Here is a 23,876-nt window from a genome sequence, read left to right as displayed (position 1 = left end):
CGTCGCCGATTTTTTTTCGGGGGAGTGAGCAATGCGCCTGGCAACATTGAAGCGCGGTGGCCGTGACGGCACGTTGGTAGCGGTCAGCGACGATGGCGCGCGGGTCGCGCCGGTTGCGGGCTATGCCACGCTGCAGGCTGCGCTGGACGATTGGGATGCGGCGCAGGACGCGCTGAATGCGGCCGCGCAGGCGGCGGCGGCCGGTGAGGCGGTTTCCCCTGACGATTTCGCCGCGCCCCTGCCGCGCGCCTGGCAGTGGCTGGACGGATCGGCCTTCACCAATCATGCCAAATTGATGGAAACGGCGTTCAACATGCCGCCGATCGAAACCGACCTGCCACTCATGTATCAGGGGATGAGCCACCAGTTCATCGCGCCGACCGACGATGTGCCCTTCCCCAGCGAAGCGGACGGCATCGATTTCGAAGGCGAGTTCGGCGTCATCACCGATGACGTGCCGATGGGCTGTTCGCCCGCCGATGCGCTCGGCCATGTCCGGTTCCTTGTCCTGATCAACGACTGGTCGCTGCGCGCGATCGCGCCGGTTGAGATGAAGACCGGCTTTGGCTGGATACAGGCCAAGCCTGCCTGCAGCGTCGCGCCGTTCGCGGTGACGCCCGATGTGCTGGGCGATGCCTGGCGCGACGGCCGCGTCTGCCTGCCGCTGACGGTCGAGGTCGATGGGGAATGGTTCGGCCATCCCAACGGCGCGGCGATGGCCTATGGCTTCCACGAACTGATCGCCCACGCCGCCCGTTCGCGCTCGCTACCTGCCGGCACGATCATCGGATCGGGCACCGTATCCAATGCGGAGCATGAGACGGTCGGATCGACCTGCATGTCCGAACGTCGCGCGATCGAGATCATCGCGCATGGCGCCCCCAAAACGTCCTTCCTCCCCTTTGGCAGCCGCGTTGCGATGCGCGCAGGCGAGGGGGCGTCGCCGTTCGGCGTGATCGATCAGCGGGTGGTCGCCGGCTAACGCCCGGCGGTTGCGCCCTTACTTGGAAGCGTTTCGACGCTGGCCTCACCCGCGCATCACCCCTCTCCGGCGGTAGGAGTGATGTGGCGAAGCCGCGCGTCCATGCTGGTGATAGCACACGTCACTTGGCAGTATAGGCGAAGCTGTTGATCGCACGTGTTGAATATGTTCTGACCCAACCGAATATATCGAATATAGGTCCAATTTACGTAGTTTCCGACGGTAACTTGCACCATGTTTTGGTGCATTGCGGGTCGATGAAGATTTTTTCGCCGCGACCATGTTCTCGTAGATCCTATTTACTGAGACTAACGCGTGCGCTAAATTTTTTGTAAAACCGTCGATTGTGGTATCTTTGGCCCGTCCCGATATGCTGGCTTTCTAAATTCTTCCTGATCAATCGCGGCCTCGATATGTCCCAATACTGTCTCTTATATAGGGTTGATCATCGTGGGATTTTATCAAGACCATTTGGTCGTTGTACCTGATGACATAGATCTGGCTCGATCACCGCTTCGGGCCACGCTTGATGCCGATAGCTATGTTCTTGGTGCATTTAATCCGGGCATGACACGGCTCCCCAATGGCAATCTTCTGCTCATGGTTCGCATAGCCGAAGCGCTGTCAGTGCCGATTCATGATGGCATGGTCCGCGCTATACGCTGGGAAGCCGGGCGATACGTGCTGGATGCTTGGCCTCTCGATGCGGTCGATGTCTCCGATCCTCGGAAGTTCATGCTGAAGGGGCAAAATTGGCCCGTGATGGCGCTGACCTCCTTGTCATGGTTGCTGCCGATCGAAATGTCGCCCGATGGTCTGAACGTGATCGCCTATCATTATGACCACGCGATCTCGCCTGCGACCGACAGTCAATGCTACGGCATCGAAGACGCGCGCATCAGCCGGATCGAAGGCCGCTACTGGATGACCACCTGTACGGTCAGTCCCGAACGCCATGGGACAACGCTCTACAGTTCGCAAGATGGGCTTGCCTGGCATTGCGAAGGGCTGGTGCTCGATCATCAGAACAAGGACATGCTCTTATTCGAAGGACGGATAGGGGATAGGTTCTGGGCGCAGACCCGGCCGCTGGGCGACCTGTATTTTGCTTATCCTTCCAACAGCCGATGGCAGGCTGGGCCATCCATCAACCTTGCGACCTCGCCGGATGGACTGCACTGGAAACCGCATGATCGTCCTGGTATTCGGCCCCATGTGGATTGGCCTGCAACGGCGCGTATCGGTGGTGGCGCCCCTCCGATTTTAACGCATGAAGGTTGGCTCAGTCTTTGGCATGGCGTCGCCCCCAACGAAGGCGCAGGCCTGTATCGAACCTATTTCTCGATCTTGGATCGCGACGATCCGGCCTTGGTGGTGCGATCGGATCGATGTCCCGTGCTCGAACCGGCGCCCGCTCTGACGGCATCTTTGGCGCACCAGATGTATCTTCATGACATCGTGTTCACCACCGGCATCCTGGATGCAGGCGACCACTATATCATCGCGTCGGGGGAGGCGGACCTTGCCTGCCGGATAACGCATATCCCGCACAGCCGCTTCCATCGGTCTTGACTATACCGCTGGGCATGAGCGCTCCGATGCTCTCCCGCAACCAACATATGCCCCGCGCGTTAAGCTTACCGACCGATTATTCTCGCGCGCGGCGCGAAACGGGCCAGCAGGATAATAGCAGATGAAGCACAGTTCCTTGCACACGCTCGCCTCCGTTCCGGCGCCCCAACATATCGCCCTCATCGGCAATTCGATGCCCCGCCGCTGTGGCATTGCGACCTTCACCACCCATTGCCACGACGCGCTACGTGCCGCTTTTCCCGTCATGCGGATAGACAGCTATGCAATGGACGATGGGGCCGACGGCATCCTGTATCCCGATGCGGTTTATCCCATCGCGAGCAATGATCGCGCTGCCTATGCCGAAGCGGCAAGACGGATTGAGGATAGCGGGGCGCAGGCCATCTGGCTCCAGCATGAGTTCGGCATATTCGGTGGCGTGGCCGGGGACATGATCCTCCACCTCCTGGATCGCACACGGTTGCCGCTGATCCTGACGCTCCACACCATTTCGAAAGACGCCAGTTTGGCTGAGCGGCGGGTCATGACCGCGCTGTTGCAGCGGGCAAGCAAGATCATGGTGATGGCAGGGCAGGGGCGAACGATATTGATCGATGAATATGGGGTGGAGGATGCGCGCATTGCCGTCATTCCCCATGGTGTGCCCGATCGCGCCTATGTCGAACCCTCTGTGGTGAAGCCGCGCTTTGGATGGGAAAATCACCGGATCATCCTGACCTTCGGCCTGCTGGCACCCGACAAGGGCATTGATCATATGATCCGGGCCATGCCCGCCATCGTCGAAATGCATCCCGATGCGCTCTATGTCGTGCTGGGGGCGACCCACCCGAACCTCATCCGCGAACAGGGCGAAAGTCTCCGCGAGAGCCTGGCCGCGTTGGCCCACGAATTGGGTGTGGGGGAACAGGTGCGTTTCATCGACCGATATGTCGAACAGGAGGAACTGCTCGACTATCTCCAGGCTGCCGACATCTATGTCACACCTTATGTCAATCCGGCCCAGATCGTATCGGGCACCCTCAGCTATGCAATTGGCATGGGTAAGCCCGTTTTGGCGACACCCTACGTCCAGGCGCAGGAAATTCTCTCGGAAGGTCGCGGCGTTGTCGTTCCTTTCGAGGATGCCAGGGCTTTGTCCGATCAGATCATGGAGATGCTGGCAGATACCGCGCTTCTGGGCGGCTATGCCGCGCGCGCATACGACCATGGCCGCACGATGATCTGGAGCCAATTGGCGCGCAACGTGGGGGATCTGATGATTGCCGCCATTTCTGACCATGAAGATGGTCGAACTGCGCGCCGCAGCTATGCCATACGCAAACCCGATCCGACAGCGGTCCTGCGAATGAGTGATCCGACCGGCATATTCCAGCATGGCATCCTCACCATCCCTGATCGCAGACATGGCTATTGTATTGATGACAATGCGCGTGCGTTGATCCTGCTGGTCCAGCTCGATGCGCTGGACCGGTCGCTACGCGACATGTGGATGACGATCTATGCGAGTTTCGTCCAGCATGCCTGGAACCCGGATCGGGGGCGTTTTCGCAATTTTATGGGTTTCGACCGACGGTGGTGTGAGGACGAAGGTTCGGAAGATAGTTGCGGTCGCACCCTATGGGCCTTGGGCATAACCGTTCGCGATAGCGCGTCGGTCGCGCATCGCGAATGGGCGATGCAATTGTTCGATGAAGCGCTAGGCCCTTTGACATCGCTCACCTCACCGCGCGCCCAGGCCTTTGTGATCCTGGGTGCTGGCGCGATCCTGGACGCAAAGCCGGGCCATGACGCTGCGTTGGCCGTCCTGGCAAAATTCGCTGACCATATTGCCGGTTTGTTGGATGCGGCTCGACGTCCCGGTTGGACCTGGTTCGAAGATGTCCTGGCTTATGACAATGCACGCCTTCCGGAAGCCTTGCTGGTTGGCGGTCGGCATCTTGCACGGGCCGATTTGATCGACCAGGGTTTGATAACGCTCGAATGGTTGGCGGGTATCCAGAAAACCCCCGAAGGCTATTTCAGGGCAGTGGGATCGGAGAGTTTTGGTCGCGTTCAAAAACAGCCCTTGCCCTATGATCAGCAACCATTGGAGGCACAGGCAACCATAGATGCCGCCATCGCGGCCTGGACGTTGGAGCCCGATATCCGGTGGGTCCAACTGGCCGAGTCCGCCTATCGCTGGTTTCTTGGGCAAAATGATTTGGACATGCCGCTTGCCACGCCCGAGGGGGGCGGCTGCTACGACGGCTTGACGCCGCTTGGTCCCAACCGAAACCAGGGCGCGGAATCATTGATTGCCTTGCAACTGGCATCCTGTGCGATGATCAGGCTTTCCCACAGCGTCTCAAACATGGCACAACGAAAAGCGACGGAAGCATCGACGGCTCCCGCCTGATCTGTCCGCCGCACAGGATATTGATTTGCAGAAAATTGCCGCGCTGCCGCTGCGTTTAACGGCCGATGCAACCCGAGTTGTCGTAAGGCCATTTCATCTTGGCTGGCAGACGCAAGGGGGTGCGCCCAGCCGTACCCACAGGATCGTCGATGCCGTCTTGGCACTGACCGAGGCCGAGGTCATTGCGCAGCTTACGCACGTCCTCATCGGCTTCGAAGCCCGCCATTGGCAGACCAGGCGGGTATTCATGACCCGCTTTGCGGAAGTCTCCAAGCTACTTAAATTGGACGATCGGGGCATAAGCGACCCGCGGTGCCAATTGATAGGCGCCTATTTTTGTCATGAATATAGCTATGCCGCCGCCGCCCTGATGAACCCCAGCGTCGTGCCGCATCCCGACCAAAGTGGCATGGCGGCAGACTGTCAACGCATCATCATCTCGTTGAGAGCGGTTGGTGAAGGTCATATCAGTTCGATCGCCTTTCGAGAGGGGATCATCACCGAGAGCGGGGAAATGGCACTGGCATCCGAGCCACCCTTTGCAACGGCGGCAGATGCCAAGGGCGAGGAAGAGCGCGAGCAGTCCGGGCCGGTAACGATCTTTCGCCATCCAGACAGCACCCTGTCAGGCACAGTTATATTTCCGATCACGGCGGCGCAGGCCAATGGTCTGGAAGACCTTCGGCTCGTCCAGTTCACCCATGACGACGGTTCGGTCGAATGGTTGGGCACCTACACCGCCTATAGTGGCCGCCAGATACAGTCGGAGCTGATGCGGACCCGCGATTTCCGCAGCTTCGAGCTATGCCCGATGTCGGGCAGCGCAGCGCGCAACAAGGGAATGGCGCTTTTCCCCCGCAAGGTGAACGGCCGATACATGATGATCGGGCGACAGGATGGCGAAAATCTCTACCTGATTCAATCCGAAAGCCTGACCGACTGGGGCGAAGGGCAGAAAATCCTGATGCCGCGCTATCTTTGGGAACTCGTTCAGATCGGCAACTGCGGCGCGCCCATCGAACTTGACGAAGGCTGGCTATTGCTGACCCATGGCGTAGGGGCGATGCGCGAATATTCCATCGGTGCGGTCCTGCTGGATAAGCATGATCCGTCCAAGGTATTGCGCCGTTCGATCGAACCTATTCTGGCTGCCGGCGCGAATGAGCGCGAAGGCTATGTGCCCAACGTCGTCTATACCTGTGGCGCGACGCGTATCGGCAAAATGATCTTCATGCCCTATGGCGTGGCGGATAGTTCGGTCGCTTTCGCGTTCATCTCTATCGACGAAATGCTGTCGTTGATGAATTGACGGGCAAGTTTCTGTCCTACCCCGTCGGGTGTTTGTCACCCAAGCCTGGGTCAAAAGACGAATCCAGTCCGGGCAATCACCGTTGATTATGCCATCACCACGGACAGCGTTCCGCTTTTACGCAGGAATGCGGCAATGGGTGCTGTCGCAGCCGGCAAATCCCCGTCAACCCGAACGCCCGCATGCGTTGGAGCAAATGCATCGGATAGCGCATCGTTGCGGTTCAACGATCCGGCGTGAAAAACGCCTTGAAGCTCTTCGACCTTCAGGCCGTATAAATCGGCTAACGTCAAATGTGCCTGCCGTCCGCACAGGCTCGTGCAAGCAGCTGCCATGTCCACACTATGTCGGATGCGCTGTTCAAAATAGCGGATTTCATAGGCAATCACGTCCATCATCGGTTTCCTCAAAACGGCCGAACGGCGGCACATATCGTCCGGCACATGCTGCTTTGCGTGTAGCCGATGATGTGTCCTAGACAGGCTCTGCAGCAAAATCTGGCCTCGGAAAGCACGTAGGTGGATCTTGGCGGAATGCAGCCCACTCAGAGCCGGTGTCGGAATGACATGGTGGGAGGATCAAGTCTTATGTTCGAGCGCGGTCAATTGGCCCGCACGGCTTCACCCAGTCCGCCGATGAAGGCAATTCTCAGAACATCCGACAGGCTGCGGGATCCCAGCTTTTCCATCAGCTTGGCGCGGTGAACCTCCACCGTTCGCGTCGAGATGTGGAGGTCATAGGCGATCAGCTTGTTCGGGCGGCCAAGCACCATGCCGTCGAGGACATCCCGTTCGCGCGGCGTGAGCGCGCTCAGTCGGACGAGGGCGTCTGCGGCGGCCAGGTGGCTTCGCTCTCCACGGTTGGCATGGTCCAACGCCTCTTCGATCGCTTTCAACAGGGCCGATCGCTCAAAGGGCTTTTCCAGAAATTCGATCGCACCGGCTTTGACCGCGCGGACCGCCAAGGTGACATCGCCATGACCGGTCAGGATGATGACCGGCATGCCGATGCCCAGCTTGGCCAACCGCGCCTGAACTTCCATGCCGTCAATTTCGGGCATGCGCACGTCGAGGAGCACGCACCCGCGCGTTTCGCGATCCACCGCTTTCAGAAACGCCGTTCCCGAAACATAGGTTTCGACATGAAAGCCCGCTTTACGCAGCAGGAAGCCTACAGAATGGCGGATAGCCTCGTCATCGTCGACCACATGGATCGTGCGCATAGTCTCAGTCATCGTCGGATTCCTCGGCAAGAGGGACACAGAAATGGAAGGCCGTTCCACCCCCGTCGGCTGCTTCGGCCCATATCCGTCCGCCATGTGCCTCGACGATGGTACGGCAAATGGACAGGCCCAGTCCCATGCCGTCTTCCTTCGTCGTCGAAAATGCCTCGAACAGATGCTCGCGGATATGCGGCGCAATACCGATGCCCGTGTCCGCGACCGTCACTCTCACCCATCCTTCGCGGTCTGCCGCGGTAGCGATGGTAAGGGATTTCGCGACGACAGTGGCCATGGACTGGATCGCATTGCGGATGAGATTCACCAGAACCTGTTGTATCTGCACCCGATCGACCATCACGCGGTCAAGTCCGGCTGCGATCGTCATGGTCACATCGATGCCCGCTTCATGCGCGCCCAAAAGGCCAAGGCTGGTTGCCTCTTCGACCAGCAGATCGAGCCGTTCGATGCGAAAGCCGGTATCTGCGCCATCCACGAACGCGCGGAGGCGGCGAACGATGGTCCCGGCGCGCAAGGATTGCTGCGCCGCCAGTTCCATCGTCTCGGCTATGGCATCCAGCGCTGGCGTGCCGCTTTCGCCGATCATGGCGATGCCGGTTTCGAGATAATTGGTAATGGCCGTCAGCGGCTGGTTGATTTCATGCGCCAATGTGGAGGCCATGGTACCCATTGCACTGACGCGCGACACATGAACAAGTTCGGATTGCAGTTCCTGTAAGCGTCGCTCGGTCGCTTGCCGCTGGGTAAGGTCGCGGATGAAGCCTGTGAAGATCCGCTCGCCTGCGACTTCGGTTTCGCCAACGGCAAGCTCGATCGGAAAGATTTCGCCATTCTGCCGCAAGGCGGTGGCGGTTCGCATGCTGCCGATGATGCGGCGCACCCCGGTTTGCCGATAGGTTTGCAGATAGCCGTCATGGGTGCCGCGATCTTCCACCGGCATCAGCATCGCAACATTGCGGCCGACCACATCGGCTTGCCGATATCCGAACAAAATCTCGGCTGCCGCGCTGAACGACGAAATAACGCCCTGTTCGTTCATCACGATCATCGCGTCGGGCACGGACGCCAGGATCGATCGCAAATGATATTCGCGTCGTGTCACCGCCGCTTCGGCAGCCTTCTGGTCGGTGATGTCGCGCACGACCTTGCCGAACCCGCGGAGCAATCCGGTATCGTCGCGCAAGGCTGTGATGGTGACACTGGCTAGAAACTCGGAACCATCCTTGCGGATTCGCCAGCATTCCTCTTCGATCCGGCCGAGCACACTGGCGCGATCGAGATCCTGCTGCGGCTTGCCGCTTTTCACGTCGTCCGGCGGGTAGAATAAAGCAGCGCTACGGCCGACAATCTCCGGTTCGGTCCATCCCTTGATGCGCTCCGCACCCCGGTTCCAGATCGTGACGCGCCCTTCCTGATCCAACATGTAGATGGCGTAATTTGTCGCACCGTCGATAAGCAGGCCCAGTTCTTCGGCCATCACCGCATTTCTGCGGGCAGCAACCTCCGCACTCTCCGGCGCTGTGCGGGACGGGCCATTCGTCATGCGAGGGGAGCAGTCGCGTGCTCCGTTCTGTATTCGGGCACCACTTACCTCTCCTACGCTGTCATCGGTCAATGGCCGGTCGGGCCGTTTTCAGCTGCCATAAGCCAAGGCTGCCTGTGCTGCGATGACCAGCAATAATCCTCCGGTTCCTGCCAATAGCCTCAGATTGACAGCCGACATCGATTTCCAATGCAGCATGAACGCAGCGCGCATCATAATTATCCCTCGATAAAATTTAGTTGGTGGGCGTGATCGCGGCGCTTTCCTATTGTGGTTTGCCGTAGCGAAAAGGCAGCGGGCGCATCTGGCGATTGCGTCATCCCCGATGCGCGCCGCCTCTACGTGTTTCCCGACCCTGATGAGGCCGATGCCGTTCGGCTAAACGGTCCTTCACATCATTTTGCGCGATCAAACCGCGTCACGATAAGGACTTCCCCTTGACCGAACCCGTCGCCAGCCCAGAGCTCGGCACATCTGCCAATCACACCGACAGCCATTCCGCAGATTGCTGGAACATCGACATGGTCTCGCGGAGCGGCTTTGCCTTTCACGTCCGCGCCACCGCGCCTTCCGACGAACCGGCACTTGCTGCCTTCTTCGAGGATGTGGACAAAGAGGATCTACGCTTTCGCTTTCTCTCATCCATCCAGAAAGTCGGCCACAGCCAGCTACAGACGATGGTGTCGGTGGATCATGTCTCCAGTGAAAATTTCCTGGCGATCGAACCTGAGACGGGGCGCATCCTTGCCTCGGCCATGATGGCGGCGGACAAGGCCATGGAAACGGCCGAGGTCGCTATTGCCATACGCGCCGCGTTCAAGGGCAGGGGGATTAGCTGGCTGCTGCTCGATCATGTCGCCCGATTTGCTGCGTCCAAGGGGATCCGCACCCTGCAATCCATCGAGAGCAGGGACAATCACCAGGCCATCGAACTGGAGCGAGACATGGGCTGGATCGCCATGCCCTGTCCCGGTGATCCGACGCTGATCATGCTTCAGACAGATCTTCAACCGCGCAACAGCGCGACCTTGGTGGAGCAGAGCATATGACCAACACCATTCTCGTCCCGGATCATCTCGCCCTCGCCAATGAGCGGGCCGCCGAACCCATCGTCCACCACGAGCCGAGCGGCTTTTCGGATCGATTTGCGCTTGGCTTTACCAAATTGCTGCGCTTTAGCGCTGATACTTTCTTTGCCAAACGCTATGGCCATCGCGCGATCGTGCTGGAAACGGTCGCCGCAGTGCCGGGCATGGTCGGCGCGATGTTCACCCATCTCAGCTGCCTGCGCCGGATGCGCGATGATGAGGGCTGGATCCGCACGCTCATGGAAGAGGCGGAAAATGAGCGCATGCATCTGATGACCTTCATCGAGATCGCAAAACCAACCTGGTTCGAACGCATGGTCATATTGGGTGTGCAGGGCGTATTTCTGGTCGGATTTTCGGTTCTATACCTTCTCTCACGACGAACCGCGCACCGCGTCGTCGGATATTTCGAAGAGGAGGCGGTGACCAGCTACACCCTCTATTTGCAGGAGATCGATGAAGGACGCTCGCCCAACGTGGCCGCTCCGGCCATCGCACGCCATTATTGGCAGCTGCCCGCCGACGCCACCTTGCGCGATGTCGTGCTGGTTGTCCGCGACGATGAAGCCCATCATCGTGACGTCAATCATGGCTTTGCCAGCACGCTTGGCGGACGCCCGCCTGCTGATCGCCCGATCGCGCCCTATCCTCTGCACGATAGCGAACTGCGGCCGGTAGGCTGAGGTTTGGCGTCCAAAGACATCGACCCGTTTTCACGAAGGAATTTTCTATGTCGCATATGATGAAGGCCGCTGTCGTGGACATGTTCGGCAAGCCTTTGACGCTTCGTGAATGGGAAATTCCAACGGTCGGACCAGGCCAGATTCTGGTTAAGACAGAAGCATGCGGCGTATGTCATACCGATCTTCACGCCGCGCGGGGCGACTGGCCGGTAAAGCCGACCCCGCCTTTCATTCCAGGGCATGAGGGCATCGGCATCATTGTCGAGGTCGGTGCGGGCGTTACGATCGTCAAGCAGGGCGATCGGGTCGGCGTACCCTGGATGTATTCTGCCTGCGGGCATTGCGAATATTGCCTTTCGGCTGGGAGACCGTGTGTCCCGACATGCAGTTTAGCGGCTACACCCAAAATGGCGGGTTCGCCGAATATATCCTCGCCGATCCGAACTATGTCGCGATCATTCCCGATGGCCTGTCGGCGGTCGAGGCAGCACCGATCATCTGCGCTGGTATCACCACCTACAAGGGATTGAAGGAAACCGGCGCGCGCCCTGGAGAATGGGTGGCCATATCAGGCGTCGGCGGATTAGGGCATCTGGCCGTGCAATATGCCAAGGCGATGGGATTACGGGTCTGCGCGATCGATGTCGATGACGGCAAATTGGCGCACGCCCGGGCGCTCGGTGCCGAAGTGCTGATCAACGCGCGCAACGGCGATCCCATCCTCGACCTGAAAGAGGCGACAGGCGGCGGTGCCCACGGCGTCCTGATCACCGCGCCGTCCCTCGCCGCGTTCAACCAGGGGGTCGCGATGACGCGACGGCACGGCACCTGCGTGCTGGTCGGCCTGCCGCCTGGCGACTTCCCGCTTCCGCTTTTCGACGTGGTCGCCAATTGCATCACGGTGCGCGGCTCGTTTGTTGGCACGCGCAAGGATATGGCCGAAGCGCTCGATTTTGCGGCGCAGGGCAAGGTCAAGGCCGATATCGAACTGCAACCGCTGTCGGCGATCAACGACGTGTTCGACCGCCTCGAACATGGCCAGGTCCCTTCACGCGTCGTCATTGATTTTGCCGACGGGACATAAGCGATCCCGTCGACCTACTTGGGTGCCTCCCGCAGAAACTCGACATAGAAGGATACAGGTCCCATCGGCAGGACATTGTGGAGAATTGTCGGCTCCACAATGCCGGGCGGACCGTCCGGCGTCAGTATGATCTCCGAGGGATCACGTCGGGAATCCGTGACCCGATACAAAAGACGCCCGCTTTCGATCCTGATCAGTCCCCAGGTGCCGACCTTGGTCGCATGATCGGTGCGCAGACCAGCGGGCACAGTGTCTTCGTTGAAGGCGGGCGTGCGCTTGTAGCTCTCCAACCCTTCTGGGAGCGCTATGGTCTGGGGGGAAAGGGGCGTCGGCATGATGATTTCTCCATAATCGCCCCGATCAGGCGGAACGACGATCGGTAGGGCCGGGTGCGTTGCCGGTCGGACGATATTGAATGGCGAGCAGCAGGCTCTGCGCAATGCGCGCCGCCTTCGTCTGGAGGGCGTGTGCCTCGGCGACGGGAAGCGTTTGCGCAGTGACATCATGCCATAGCGACAACCAGCGGTCGAACATGGCCGGCGTCAGCACATCTGCGTGGCGCAAATGGGCCGGCACGGGCTGCCCCTTGTAACGACCGCTGCCGAGCATGACGGACGACCAGAAGTCGACAAGTTTGGCCAGATGCTGTGGCCAATCGTCGATCGCGCCCGCGAAAATCGGGCCGAGTTCAGCATCGGCGCGTACGCGATCGTAGAATCGCGGGATCAGGATGGCGAGATCCTGCTCGGAAATATCATACATGCTCATATCTTGGCATCTTTCAGAACGACACTGATGGGCGGCGCTTTGGCACTGGCCCAGTAAGCGTCCGGTGGCTGGCTGGACCGCGCGTTGGTGAGACCCGCCGCGCCATCGTGAACGCCTGCAGGCAGCCGCCCATCCAGCTTCGATCCCCTCTCAATGATGCACGGGACACCGAGCGCCATCACTAAGCATCAATCGATTGAAAATGGACGGCACGATCGACCAGTGCAGTAATATGCTTGCCCGCCTCGATCGTCAGTGAATGATGGCTGGCGCCCGGCCGTGGCGCGATATAGGTGGCCATATCGCGCGCCACCTGTCGCTGGCGATCGCTTCCTTCGGCCAGGACCGCGATCAGGACATTCTCGACGGCGATCACGCGAATGCGCATCTGAACCAGTTCCGCTGGCGTAAGCAGCGGGACATCGACCTGTGGCGTGGTCGCGATCGCCCCGCCTTCATTGTCCCATCGGGAAAGCGCACGAAAGCGAAGGTCAGCGACGCTGTCGTGGTCACGGGTAACGGGCATGGCTGGTTCCTGTCGATGATCGGGGAAATCGGTCGTCCGCATCATCGGTAGCCCACGCCTTTGACGTAATCGACAAGCTGCGCCTCCTCATAGTCGACATCCCGCAAGAGGACGCGGAGGATGGAGCGGTTGGTCACCATGCCGATGGGCTGATTATACGGATCGACAACCGGCACATTCTTGCGTCGGTCGCGCTTCATGCGATCGGCCAAATCGCGCAGATCGTCGGATGCTGTGCATGTCAAAATGTCTCTCGACATCACGGAAGAGATGGCGCGGCGGCAGCTTGCCCCTTCACAAACGCTCATCTGTCTGACGATGTCCGTCTTCGTGACGACCCCCAACATGGTCCCATTTGGTCCCACTGCGACGACAATGTCGGTTCCGGCCGACAATTTGCTGGCTGCCTCGATCAGAGGCCGTCCGGCATTGATGGTAACAAGCGCTTGCCTCGCCTCGTCCAGCACATCGTTTACAGTCATAGCCTGAATTCCATCTGAATCTATCGCCGGGGGCCGCGGGCAGCAGCAGCGCCGTTCTCCGTCCCGCAGCCTGTGTCGGAATGCTCATCGCGTTAGCGTGCCCAATGGCCCGGCCAAGGAAACCCCCGGAAAAGCGCTGTTGAGCAGCCGGATGGATTCCCCGATCCTGGACCGGCATGGCCTGGAGTAGGATATTTCAATGCTGCGCCGACAGCCTCGGGAAATACCTAATCGGGGCGGCACCCTCTTTCCGGCCAGTTCGGGTCGCCGTGGGCTGCCGAAGAATATGGGTACCTGTCCGATGCATATGCTCAGCAAATGCGCCCGTCGACAGAGACGTCAATCGCCAGGCGCACTCATATATATGTGGCAGAATATGATTTGCCGGAATGGGGGAGGTTAATCGCCCCACCAAGGCCGACCCTGATGCCATGGTATCCGCAGCGAGCCGTGCGAACAAAAGCTGGCTATAAATTCCGGGGAACAGACATTCGCCGCGCAGGATGGATACGACAAACGGTCTTGAATGGTAGCGGAGGAGGGACTTGAACCCCCGACACGCGGATTATGATTCCGCTGCTCTAACCAGCTGAGCTACTCCGCCCCATGGGCTGCGCAAGGCATCGTGGCCCTGCGGTGAGGCGGCGCTATACGCAGCGGCGGCGGGTCGGTCAACGGGGCTTTTTGCGATTATTTGCGCCGCACGCGCCAGCCCTGGGGCAGGGTGGCCGGATAGCGCGCCATCATACCCGAATCGATCGCGCCGATCGCCGCGCTGACCATCGGTCCCAACTGCGTCATGTCGGGATTATGGCCGGCACCCGGCACCGTCAGCATCGCGGCAGGCGCGCGCGCGGCAGCGAACAGCGCGTCGGCTTGGGTTAGGTCGATCCGGTCGTCGGCGGTGCCTTGTATCATCACCAACGGCGCGCCGATCTTCGATACCGCGTCCAGATTGTTCCACTTGTCGGGCAGCAGCATGCCGACCCCGCCCGGCGCTGATTCCTCCAATTTGTCGAAGGTCGAGAGGGTGACGACCCCCGCCACCTTTACCGTCGCCGCGACGTGCAGCGCGACTGCGCCGCCCAGCGAATGGCCGACCAGGAACAGCCGCGCATCCGGCCCCACGAGATCGCGCGCCGCCGCCACGAAGGCGCGCCCGTCCGCCATAAGCCCGGCCTGCGTCGGCGTGCCCGGATTGCCGCCAAAGCCGCGATAGGACACCACGACCACATGGTCGCCCTTGCCCGCCAGATGTTCGGCATAGCGCGCGCCGATCCCCTGATGCGAACCCCGGCCGTGGAAGAAGAGGATGACGTCGCGGTCGCCCGGGTCGCCGGGCCAATAATAGCCGGTCAGCGCGAGGCCATCTTCGCTTCGCACGGGCAGGGTCACAGGCGCGGCCTTTGTCCATTGCGCGACCTGCACCGGCGCGGCGTCGGCGCGGTAGATCTGCTCGCGCATGGTGGAGGCGCAGGCGGTCAGCGCGAGCAGGGCGGCCAGCGGCCCGCCGATCATTCTGTTCATGCCCTGCCTTGTGCCCAATCCGTGCCCCAGCACAAGGAATATTGGAAATCCACGCAATGTGTCATTTTTCTGTTGCAATCCCTTTTGGGCCACGTCCTAATGTTGCGACGCACAACCGGCCGTCCTGGCCGAGGGAGGAACGTCCACTTGCCCTTCCACGAAATGTTTGAGCCTGATGGTTCGATACGCGCCTGTTACGCCGAAGTGCAGAAATGGGTGGAACGAACGGGCATATCCGGGCTCAACCGTCGACTGGATGAGGCAGAGGCGATCTTCCGCCGCATCGGCATCACCTTCGCCGTCTATGGCGAGGGCGGCGACCCGGAACGGCTGATCCCCTTCGACCTGCTGCCGCGCATCTTCACCGCGCAGGAATGGCGCGTGCTGGACAAGGGCATCCGCCAGCGCGCCCGCGCGCTCAACGCCTTCCTGCATGATGTCTATCATCGCGGCGAAATCGTGAAGGCCGGCATCATGCCCGCCGACATCATCTACAAGAACAGCGCCTATCTCGCCGAAATGGCGGACTTTTCGCCGCCCGGCAAAGTCTATAGCCATATCGTCGGCATCGACATCGTCCGCACGGGGCCTGGCAGTTTCGAAGTGCTGGAGGATAATTGCCGCACCCCATCGGGCGTGTCCTACATGCTCGAAAACCGGGAGATCATGACGCGCATGTTCCCCGAACTGTTCGCCGCCGGGATCGTCGCGCCAGTCGATGACTATCCCGCCGAATTGCTCAAGAGCCTCAAGGAAGTCGCCCCGCCCGCCTGCAAGGGCGACCCGGTCGTGGTCGTCCTCACCCCCGGCTCGCTCAACAGCGCTTATTATGAGCATAGCTTCCTCGCCGACCTGATGGGCGTCGAGCTGGTCGAACCCGCCGACCTGTTCGTCGACAATGACCGGGTGTGGATGAAGACCACGCTGGGGCCAAAGGCGGTCGATGTCATCTATCGCCGCATCGACGATGAATATCTCGACCCGCTCGTCTTCCGCGCCGACAGCCTGCTCGGCGTCCCCGGCATCTTCAACGTCTATCGCAAGGGCGGGGTGACGCTCGCCTCCGCCCCCGGATCGGGCATCGCCGACGACAAGGCGGTCTATATCTACGTGCCGGAAATGATCCGCTTCTATCTCGGCGAAAAGCCGATCCTCGACAATATCCAGACATGGCAGTGCGGCAAGCCCGACGAATGCGCCTATGTGCTGGAACATCTGCACGAACTGGTGGCCAAGGAAGTTCATGGGTCGGGCGGCTATGGCATGTTGATCGGTCCCAAATCGACCAAGGATGAGGTCGTCGCCTATGCCGACCGCATCCGCGCCAACCCCACGGAATTCATTGCCCAGCCGACGCTCGACCTTTCGACCGTCCCGACACTCGGCCCCGCCGCGGTCGTCGGCCGTCACGCCGATTTCCGACCCTATTGCCTGGTCGGCAAGCAACTGCGCCTCGTCCCCGGCGGCCTGACCCGCGTGGCCCTGACCGAAGGGTCGCTGGTGGTCAATTCCAGCCAGGGCGGCGGTGTCAAGGACACCTGGGTGTTGCAGGATTGATGATGGCTATTAATCCAGCCCTACCACCGTTCGCCCTGAGCTTGTCGAAGGGCCTTACTTTTCTTGAAGTGAAGGACAGGGCTTCGACAAGCTCAACCCGAACGGGGGAAATGGAAAAATCATGCTGAGCCGGACCGCCGAAAATCTCTTCTGGATGGCGCGCTACATGGAGCGGGCGGAAGCCACCGCGCGCCTGCTCACCATGGGCCAGCGGATGGCGATCCTACCCGGCGCGCATCATCGCGACGAATGGCGATCGGTCATCCGCGCGACGGGCTGCGGCGACCAATTCCCCGAAGGCGTGCAGGTCACCGAAAGCGATTCCGTCGCCTATCTGATGCTCGACCTCGACAATAGCAGCTCGATCCGCTCCTGCCTGGCCAAGGCGCGCGCCAACGCCAAGTCGGCCCGCACCATGCTCACGCAGGATATGTGGGAAGCGCTCAACGATGGCTGGCGCAAGCTCGACAGCTATGATGTCGGCGAAGCCCGTCAGCAACTGCCCGCGCTCATCGACTGGGTGAAGACCCGCGTCATGACCTTTCGCGGCGCGACCCATTCGGGCCAGTTGCGCAATGAAGGCCATGATTTCCTGCGCTGCGGCTCGGCGCTCGAACGCGCGCAGATGACGCTGCGGCTGCTCGACGTCAAATATTATGTCCTGCTGCCCGAAACCGAAGTCATCGGCGGCAATCGCGACCATTATCAATGGACCTCGGTCCTCTACGCGCTGTCGGGCGCGCGCGCCTATCATCATGTCTATGGCGGCACCTACACCCCCTGGCAGATCACCGACTTCCTGATGCTCAACCGCATGTTCCCGCGCAGCGTCGCCTTCTGCTATGATCAGCTCGCCTATCGGCTCAACCGCCTGTCGGGCTGGCATGACAAGCGCGGTGCGTGCAACGACACGATCGAGCGGATGGTGAGCGCCCTGGAGCAGCTCGACAGCGGCGAAATCTTCCGCTTCGGCCTGCATGAAACGGTGCAGCAGGGGCTGTCGATGACCAACCAGCTGGGCGTTGAAATCGCCCAGACCTATCATTTCGGTTGATCGGGGGAGGGGGCGCGCGCGATGAAATTGCTGGTCCGGCATCAGACCGTCTATTCCTACGATCCGTCGGCGGGCCGGGTCGTGATGCGGTTGAAGCTGATGCCGGTCGACACGCCCGCGCAAACCGTGCTGGACTGGAAAGTCAGCGTCAATGACGCGCCCGTCACCGGCTTCCACCGCAACAGCAATGGTGAGATGGAGGCGCTGTGGGTGCGCCACGATCAGCTTGGCCAGGCGGTGATCGTTGCCGAAGGCTCGTTGAAACGCGCGAAACCCATGGCGTCGTCGGCGGCCCGGCCAGCCGCGTCAACCCGCTCTATTTCCTGCGCGACACCGCGCTGACCCGTGCTTCGGACGCCATCGCCGCCATGGCCCTGGCGCTACCCGATGGCAGCAGCCCGCTCGCCCGGCTCCACGCTCTGGCCGCCGCCGTCACCGATGCGGTCACCTATCGCGCAGGCGTCACCACATCGGCCACCACGGCGGCGCAGGCCTTTCAGCTTGGCGCCGGCGTATGCCAGGATCATGCCCAGATCTTCATCGCGGGCGCGCGCGCTCTTGGCATCCCTGCGCGCTATGTGTCGGGCTATCTGCTGACCAGCGAAGGCAATGAACTGCACGAAACCCATGGCTGGGCCGAAGCGCTGGTGCCGGGTCTCGGCTGGGTCGGTTTCGACCCCTCCAACCGCGTCTGCGTCACCGAACGCTATCTGCGCGTGGCAAGTGGCCTGGATGCCGATGACGCCGCGCCGATCCGGGGCACCATCACGGTTGCGGGCGATATCACGATTGACGCGGACGTCCGTATCGCGCAGGCGGATGACGGGATCGAGGAACGGCAGTTGCAACGGCAACAACAGCAGACTACGCCGCCGCCCGGTTTACAGGGTTGAGTCAGAAATTTCGGGAGCCTGCGGGTAATGACCTATTGTGTGGCGGTACGCGTGGACCAGGGGCTGGTCATGCTATCGGACACCCGCACCAATGCGGGCATGGACAATATCGCCCGCTTTCGGAAGAGCTTCACCTATGTCGTGCCGGGTGAACGGGCGATCACGCTCCTTTGTTCGGGCAATCTGTCGATCACGCAAGGGGTGAAGGCGACGCTGAGCAAAGCGATCAAGGACGCCCAGCTCGACCCCGACATCGAAACCATCCTCAATTGCGCCACCATGTATCGCGTGGCCCAGATCGTGGGCGATGCCATGCGCGCGTTGCAGACACGCTATCGCGAAAGCATCGAAATGGGCGGATCGGGCGCCGGTGCCTCGATCATGATCGCGGGCCAGCGCAAAGGCGGCAAGCCGCGCCTGTATCTCGTCTATTCGGCGGGTAATTTCATCGAAGCGACCGAAGACACGCCCTTCTTCCAGATCGGCGAACATAAATATGGCAAGCCGATCCTCGACCGTATCATTGCCCGCGACACCAGCCTGGAGGACGCGACCAAGGCTGTCCTGGTGTCGATGGACTCGACGCTGCGTTCCAACCTCTCGGTCGGCATGCCGCTCGACCTCGCCGTCATCCCTACCGACCTCTATGATTTCAGCATTCGCACCCGCATCGAAGCCGACAATGAAGAATTCGCCATGATCTCCCAAAGCTGGAGCGCCGCCCTCCGCAAGGGCTTTGAGGATCTGCCCAACGTATTGGATTGAGGGGGAGGAGCCGGGCTAATGGCCCACCAGCGCTGAACACTAGCCCCGTCATTCCCGCGCAGGCGGGAACCCATCTCCCACCCCATCCCCCCGGCATCTCGCCACAGGGATACCAAACAGGGCGGGCAGGCACCCGCGCCACCACCGAAAAGCCAACAGAACCCATTGCGCGTCAGCTCCTCATGCCGCTTGCATTCCGGCTGAGGCCAAGGCACCTCGGCGCGGATGCACACGGAGACAGATCTGGAAACCGCTTTGCTGGGGCCGGTCCTCGCCGACCGCGCCTGCGGTGATTGCACGGCCTGCTGCACGGTTCTTACGGTCGATACGCCTGATTTCGCGAAACCGGCGGGAACGCCCTGCGTTCACCTTGGCTCGCAAGGGTGCAGCATTCATGCGGTGCGCCCGCACATTTGCCGCACCTGGTTCTGCGCCTGGCGCAGGATCGCGGGCATCCCCGACGCGGCTCGCCCCGACCAATCCGGCATTTTGGTATCGCTCGATTTTGTCCGCAATCCGCGCAATTGCTTCGAAGGGGTCTCGATCATGGTCCGTATGGCCCCCGGCAGCAAGGCGATCGAAAATCGCATGGCTCAAACCATTCTCGACAGCCTGTGCGATGGACTGGTGCCCGTATGGTTCACCGACGGCGCAAAGAAGATGCTGATGTACCCCGACAACAGCGTCGCCAGCCTCGTCATATCAGGCGGCACCGCCCCTGCGCATTTGAAGGACGAAGTAGCGGCATGGCGAGAGCGATACGGTATGTTCGCTGCCAACGGTTAGTCAGGCAGCGATCGGCGACGTTGGGTGGTTGGCGGACTGTCAGCTTTTGGGAACTGGGGCCACATTTGCCCGTTATCCAGGTATTATCTCTTTGTGGACTAAAGCGCCGTTATCTAAGCTATAACAATAGATAGTATGACCTCCGTAGACATGCCAACGCGGTCTAAGTTCAACACATTTTTTATCGCGATAGGTCATAGTGAGGGGCCGAAAGTAACTTTTCATTTTTTCGATAGGCTGATTTTCATATCGCGCAGCTTCGCGATATGCGGCTGTTTCGAACGCCTGATCGAACGGGTTGGATACTTCTCGTTCCAAATGGGCGAGATCGGCAGCCGCATGCCACCACAGCCATGCAAATGTGATAGCTGCTATGCAGAGCAAAAAGGCAATCATTGGCCAGATCAGTTTCACTATTGCCCCTCGACAGCTGTTGTCTGCTCTTGGGTATGGCCTTGACGTCCATTAACGGCAACAACTGGTCGTTCATTCCCATTCCTCCTTCGTCATGCCGGGCTTGACCCGGCATCCCGCTTTTCTTCGCGCATAAAGCGGTGCCCCGGAGCGAGCCTATCGAAGGATCCAGGGTGACGGTCAATGCAACATCTTATTCTGGTCGGCAAAATATCCCCCGCCAACGCCTTCCAATGTAGGAAAATCCCTGATCTACTCCCAAGGAATGGATCCGCCGCCTACCACCGTCCGCCCACTGAACCCCCGCATACATCACCCAGCCAACCCCCGTCGCGCGACTGTCGCGTCGCTGTTACCCAACCGGCGCGTCACAGGCGCGAACCTGTCGCGTCACCGTCGCGTCCCGGTGGCTTTGCCGTCGCAATTCCCCCAAAGCGCGCCCAAAAATCACGCCTGCGACACTGTGAATTTCGCCCTGTCGCGTCGCTGTAACCCCACCCACATCCCTTCTTGCCGCCCCCCAAGCAAATCCATCGCTTGCCTGCGCGCCGTCACCGCCTATCTCTCCCCTCACTACGAATCGCAGCCGGAAAGCCCCATTCATGACCGCCACTCACTCGACCCGCATGCTCATCCTCGGTTCCGGCCCCGCCGGCCTGTCCGCCGCCATCTATGGCGCGCGCGCTGGCCTCGCGCCGATCGTGGTGCAGGGGATGCAGCCGGGCGGTCAGCTCACCATCACCACCGACGTGGAAAATTATCCCGGCTTCAGGGACGTGATCCAGGGGCCATGGCTGATGGAACAGATGCAGGCGCAGGCCGAACATGTCGGCGCGAAGATGATGTATGACCAGATCGTCGATGTCGACCTGTCGCAGCGTCCTTTCCGCCTGACCGGTGATGGCGGCATCGTCTATGTCGCTGACACGCTCGTCATTTGCACCGGCGCGCAGGCGAAATGGCTGGGCGTCGAAGGCGAAGAGCATCTGCAGGGCAAGGGCGTGTCCGCCTGCGCGACCTGCGACGGTTTCTTCTATCGCGGCAAGAAGGTGGTGGTGATCGGCGGCGGCAATACCGCGGTCGAAGAAGCGCTCTATCTCACCAACCACAGCCATGACGTCACGCTGATCCACCGTCGCGACACGCTGCGCGCCGAAAAGATCCTGCAGGAACGGCTCTTCGCCCATCCGAGCATCAAGATATTGTGGAACAAGGCGGTCGACAAATTCGTCGGCGGCGGCACGCCGGAGGGTCTTGTCGGCGTCGACCTCATCGACACCGTCACCGGCGAACGGTCGCACGAACCCACTGACGGCGGCTTCGTCGCGATCGGCCATCACCCTGCGACCGAATTGTTCACCGGCAAGCTGCCGATGGACGAAGGCTATCTGCTGGTCGACAAGGGCACGACCCACACCGCCATCCCCGGCGTCTTTGCCGCGGGCGACGTCACCGACAAAATCTACCGCCAGGCCGTGACGGCCGCGGGCATGGGCTGCATGGCCGCGCTCGATGTCGAGAAGTTCCTGGCCGAAGCGGACTTCGAAGCAATGGCGGAGGCGTAATTGAAATTAGCCCCTCCCCTTCAGGGGAGGGGTTGGGGTGGGGGCTATCCTCAGCCCGCAACCTTACCCCGCGCAAAGGCCACCAGCGACCCGAACGTCTCGAACGTGTCGCCATCGATATCGTCATCCTCGATGAGGATATCGAAGCGATCCTCCATCTCGGTCAGCAGCCCCGCGACCGCCATGGAGTCGAGTTCAGGCAGCGCGCCGAACAAAGGCGTGTCAGTCTCGAATGCATCGACCCGCTCCTGCGACAGGCCCAGAACGTCGCGAAGCAATGTCCGCGTCAGAGGGTCGATGGTATCGGCCTGACCGACCGGCGAAGGATGATTGGCCCGCATAAGGGCGCTTTCCTAGTCACTCCCGGCCTATCCGACAAGCGCCGAAATGGCCGTCCGCGCCGCCGGGAGCCAGCTCGACGCATAGCGCGGATTGAAGGCGTCGATCCGGTGCAGCGCGATCCGCTCCTCCATCCAGTCGGTCTTATAGCCATTGTCGCCGGTGCCATAGTCGATCAGCCCGACCCCGTCCCCGTCGATGGCCTGCGCAAACATGGCATGGCTCAGCAACGTGCCGGGCGACCCGGCATCATGGGCGCGATCATGGGAGAGTTTATGAATGAGCGCGACACCATGCTCCACGGTCCACAACTGCGTCGCGACCGCGCGTCCGTCGATCCGCGCAAAGCCCAGCCGCAACGTCCCCGCCGCGCTCTCCTGCTCCGCGAGCGCGCGCAGGAAGCCCAGCCCCGGCTCCGCCGCCTTCCAGCTCCGCGCATGCACATCGACATAGTCCCGCCACAGATCGTCGGTCAGCCTGTCGCTGATCGACAGCGTATAGGGACTGTTGCGCGTCTTGCGTCGCACCAGCGTCCGCAACCGCCCCGGCCGCGCCGCCCAATAGGTCGCAAAATCGCGCCCTGCCGGACGCAGCAAATGCCGCCCCCCCATCGGCCGCGACAGCGCAAACCAGCCCGCCCGCCGCAAACTGTCGAGCAGCGCACCACTATGCTCCAGCGGATACAGGTCGATCTGGCTATTATCGGCCAACAAATGACGGGTCAGCGCATCGAGCAGACGTGCCTGCTGCACCGCGTCGGGATCGCCCACGAAAATGGCCGTCCAGGCAAAACTATACCAGTTGGCCAGCGCCGACACCCGCCGCGCATCCGGCTGCATAAGAAATATCCACGCCTGCGCGCCCGTCTCCTGCGCCATCAGAACGCGAACCGGGCTGTCGGCAAAACAATCGCGATGCAGCAGGGCGAACCAGTCGAGCCGGTCGAACAGCGACGGCACCGCCGCGCGGTCGAGCCGCCCGTGCAAGGCATCGCGCACTTCGGCGAGGCTGTGATATTCCCTTGTCGTCGGCAACCGACTATCTCCGCAATCAGAAGAGGAACGCTTAGGCGAAAATACTGGAAATGGAGTTAAGCGTGTCAGGCCTGTCTGGTGAAAGCCTGCCCATCGATCATATCCTCCTGCATGGCGATCCCACCCGCGCGGCGCTGGACGGGCGATCGGGCACTTATACTTTCGCTGAGCTGGAGGAAACGCTGGGGCGGCTGGCGGGCTGGCTGGCCGGATTCGGGCTGGAGCCGGGCGCGCGCGTCGCCAGCTGGA

General features: G+C 60.9%; 23 protein-coding genes, 1 tRNA gene and 3 pseudogenes. 14 read left to right on the top strand and 13 right to left on the bottom strand.

What is annotated here, in order from left to right:
* Positions 1-31 precede the first annotated feature (31 nt).
* From BF95_RS16780 to BF95_RS16765, 4 genes are all read left to right on the top strand, one after another.
* A complete protein-coding gene (locus BF95_RS16780; protein ID WP_043152742.1) occupies positions 32-982 on the top strand; it encodes a fumarylacetoacetate hydrolase family protein in 951 nt (316 codons plus the stop codon).
* A 450-nt stretch (positions 983-1,432) separates the two neighbouring features.
* On the top strand, positions 1,433-2,554 hold the full coding sequence (locus BF95_RS16775; RefSeq protein WP_043152771.1) for a glycosidase: 1,122 nt from the start codon (positions 1,433-1,435) through the stop codon (positions 2,552-2,554).
* Positions 2,555-2,675: 121 nt separating this feature from the next.
* Positions 2,676-4,970, top strand: a complete 2,295-nt coding sequence (locus BF95_RS16770; RefSeq protein ID WP_043152740.1) for a glycosyltransferase family 4 protein — start codon at positions 2,676-2,678, stop codon at positions 4,968-4,970.
* A 25-nt stretch (positions 4,971-4,995) separates the two neighbouring features.
* Positions 4,996-6,279 carry a glycoside hydrolase family 130 protein gene (locus BF95_RS16765; RefSeq protein WP_043152738.1) on the top strand — a complete coding sequence of 428 codons (1,284 nt, stop codon included), beginning with the start codon at positions 4,996-4,998 and terminating at the stop codon, positions 6,277-6,279.
* An 86-nt stretch (positions 6,280-6,365) separates the two neighbouring features.
* On the opposite strand, the gene BF95_RS16760 is transcribed toward BF95_RS16765, so the two are convergent.
* The 4 genes from BF95_RS16760 to BF95_RS30385 all read right to left on the bottom strand — a co-directional run bounded on the left by BF95_RS16760 (position 6,366) and on the right by BF95_RS30385 (position 9,278).
* Positions 6,366-6,677: a hypothetical protein gene (locus BF95_RS16760; protein WP_043152735.1), complete on the bottom strand. Its 312-nt coding sequence runs from the start codon at positions 6,675-6,677 to the stop codon at positions 6,366-6,368.
* A 203-nt stretch (positions 6,678-6,880) separates the two neighbouring features.
* On the bottom strand, positions 6,881-7,513 hold the full coding sequence (locus BF95_RS16755; protein ID WP_043152732.1) for a response regulator transcription factor: 633 nt from the start codon (positions 7,511-7,513) through the stop codon (positions 6,881-6,883).
* On the bottom strand, positions 7,506-8,996 hold the full coding sequence (locus tag BF95_RS16750) for a PAS domain-containing sensor histidine kinase (RefSeq protein WP_043152729.1): 1,491 nt from the start codon (positions 8,994-8,996) through the stop codon (positions 7,506-7,508). The genes BF95_RS16755 and BF95_RS16750 overlap by 8 nt, the downstream gene beginning before the upstream one ends.
* Before the next feature lie 156 nt (positions 8,997-9,152).
* Positions 9,153-9,278 carry a hypothetical protein gene (locus tag BF95_RS30385; RefSeq protein ID WP_268747181.1) on the bottom strand — a complete coding sequence of 42 codons (126 nt, stop codon included), beginning with the start codon at positions 9,276-9,278 and terminating at the stop codon, positions 9,153-9,155.
* Between the two features lie 221 nt (positions 9,279-9,499).
* Here BF95_RS30385 and BF95_RS16745 point away from each other — a divergent pair, with 221 nt between their 5' ends.
* From BF95_RS16745 to adhP, 3 genes and pseudogenes are all read left to right on the top strand, one after another.
* The gene (locus BF95_RS16745) at positions 9,500-10,111 is read left to right on the top strand and encodes a GNAT family N-acetyltransferase (RefSeq protein ID WP_235209812.1); all 612 of its coding nucleotides are present in this window, start codon (positions 9,500-9,502) and stop codon (positions 10,109-10,111) included.
* Positions 10,108-10,833 carry an alternative oxidase gene (locus BF95_RS16740; protein WP_081764191.1) on the top strand — a complete coding sequence of 242 codons (726 nt, stop codon included), beginning with the start codon at positions 10,108-10,110 and terminating at the stop codon, positions 10,831-10,833. The genes BF95_RS16745 and BF95_RS16740 overlap by 4 nt, the downstream gene beginning before the upstream one ends.
* Positions 10,834-10,880: 47 nt before the next feature.
* Positions 10,881-11,917 (top strand): annotated as a pseudogene (gene adhP, locus BF95_RS16735) (alcohol dehydrogenase AdhP).
* Between the two features lie 14 nt (positions 11,918-11,931).
* Here the strand turns inward: adhP and BF95_RS16730 are convergent.
* The 6 genes from BF95_RS16730 to BF95_RS16700 form a co-directional block, all read right to left on the bottom strand.
* Positions 11,932-12,252 carry a DUF1971 domain-containing protein gene (locus BF95_RS16730; RefSeq protein ID WP_043152727.1) on the bottom strand — a complete coding sequence of 107 codons (321 nt, stop codon included), beginning with the start codon at positions 12,250-12,252 and terminating at the stop codon, positions 11,932-11,934.
* A gap of 25 nt (positions 12,253-12,277) precedes the next feature.
* The gene (locus BF95_RS16725; RefSeq protein WP_327195475.1) at positions 12,278-12,679 is read right to left on the bottom strand and encodes a group III truncated hemoglobin; all 402 of its coding nucleotides are present in this window, start codon (positions 12,677-12,679) and stop codon (positions 12,278-12,280) included.
* A gap of 187 nt (positions 12,680-12,866) precedes the next feature.
* Positions 12,867-13,211, bottom strand: a complete 345-nt coding sequence (locus BF95_RS16715; RefSeq protein WP_043152766.1) for a hypothetical protein — start codon at positions 13,209-13,211, stop codon at positions 12,867-12,869.
* 41 nt (positions 13,212-13,252) lie between these two features.
* Positions 13,253-13,678, bottom strand: coding sequence for a CBS domain-containing protein (locus tag BF95_RS16710; RefSeq protein WP_161774327.1), 426 nt, complete (start codon positions 13,676-13,678; stop codon positions 13,253-13,255).
* Positions 13,679-14,220: 542 nt separating this feature from the next.
* Positions 14,221-14,297 (bottom strand) — tRNA-Met (locus BF95_RS16705).
* 86 nt (positions 14,298-14,383) lie between these two features.
* Entirely contained in the window at positions 14,384-15,220 is an 837-nt protein-coding gene (locus BF95_RS16700; RefSeq protein ID WP_043152721.1) for an alpha/beta hydrolase, read from the bottom strand.
* Between the two features lie 147 nt (positions 15,221-15,367).
* Between BF95_RS16700 and BF95_RS16695 the strand changes: the two genes are divergently transcribed.
* From BF95_RS16695 to BF95_RS16675, 5 genes and pseudogenes are all read left to right on the top strand, one after another.
* On the top strand, positions 15,368-16,777 hold the full coding sequence (locus BF95_RS16695; protein WP_043152719.1) for a circularly permuted type 2 ATP-grasp protein: 1,410 nt from the start codon (positions 15,368-15,370) through the stop codon (positions 16,775-16,777).
* A 121-nt stretch (positions 16,778-16,898) separates the two neighbouring features.
* The gene (locus BF95_RS16690; RefSeq protein WP_043152716.1) at positions 16,899-17,831 is read left to right on the top strand and encodes an alpha-E domain-containing protein; all 933 of its coding nucleotides are present in this window, start codon (positions 16,899-16,901) and stop codon (positions 17,829-17,831) included.
* Between the two features lie 21 nt (positions 17,832-17,852).
* Positions 17,853-18,724: pseudogene (locus BF95_RS30755) on the top strand (transglutaminase family protein).
* A 27-nt stretch (positions 18,725-18,751) separates the two neighbouring features.
* Positions 18,752-19,489 (top strand): peptidase, encoded by a 738-nt coding sequence (locus tag BF95_RS16680; protein ID WP_043152714.1) that lies wholly within the window; start codon positions 18,752-18,754, stop codon positions 19,487-19,489.
* Between the two features lie 225 nt (positions 19,490-19,714).
* Complete coding sequence (locus tag BF95_RS16675) at positions 19,715-20,275, top strand: YkgJ family cysteine cluster protein (protein ID WP_043152712.1); 561 nt, start codon at positions 19,715-19,717, stop codon at positions 20,273-20,275.
* A gap of 72 nt (positions 20,276-20,347) precedes the next feature.
* Here BF95_RS16675 and BF95_RS27445 read toward each other — a convergent pair whose 3' ends face one another.
* Positions 20,348-20,689 carry a hypothetical protein gene (locus tag BF95_RS27445; RefSeq protein WP_152542775.1) on the bottom strand — a complete coding sequence of 114 codons (342 nt, stop codon included), beginning with the start codon at positions 20,687-20,689 and terminating at the stop codon, positions 20,348-20,350.
* 602 nt (positions 20,690-21,291) lie between these two features.
* Here BF95_RS27445 and trxB point away from each other — a divergent pair.
* Positions 21,292-22,254: a thioredoxin-disulfide reductase gene (gene trxB, locus BF95_RS16670; RefSeq protein ID WP_043152709.1), complete on the top strand. Its 963-nt coding sequence runs from the start codon at positions 21,292-21,294 to the stop codon at positions 22,252-22,254.
* A 50-nt stretch (positions 22,255-22,304) separates the two neighbouring features.
* Here the strand turns inward: trxB and BF95_RS16665 are convergent, their stop codons facing one another.
* Positions 22,305-22,595, bottom strand: a complete 291-nt coding sequence (locus BF95_RS16665; RefSeq protein WP_043152707.1) for an acyl carrier protein — start codon at positions 22,593-22,595, stop codon at positions 22,305-22,307.
* Between the two features lie 27 nt (positions 22,596-22,622).
* Complete coding sequence (locus tag BF95_RS16660; RefSeq protein WP_200866993.1) at positions 22,623-23,627, bottom strand: GNAT family N-acetyltransferase; 1,005 nt, start codon at positions 23,625-23,627, stop codon at positions 22,623-22,625.
* Positions 23,628-23,689: 62 nt separating this feature from the next.
* Between BF95_RS16660 and BF95_RS16655 the strand changes: the two are divergent.
* A pseudogene (locus BF95_RS16655) lies at positions 23,690-23,876 on the top strand (AMP-binding protein); the annotation flags it as partial.

The organism is Sphingobium sp. Ant17 (assembly GCF_000588875.1).
Lineage (GTDB): Bacteria > Pseudomonadota > Alphaproteobacteria > Sphingomonadales > Sphingomonadaceae > Sphingobium.
Note: the sequence above shows the minus strand (reverse complement) of the source record. Positions and strands in the feature narration are given on the sequence as shown.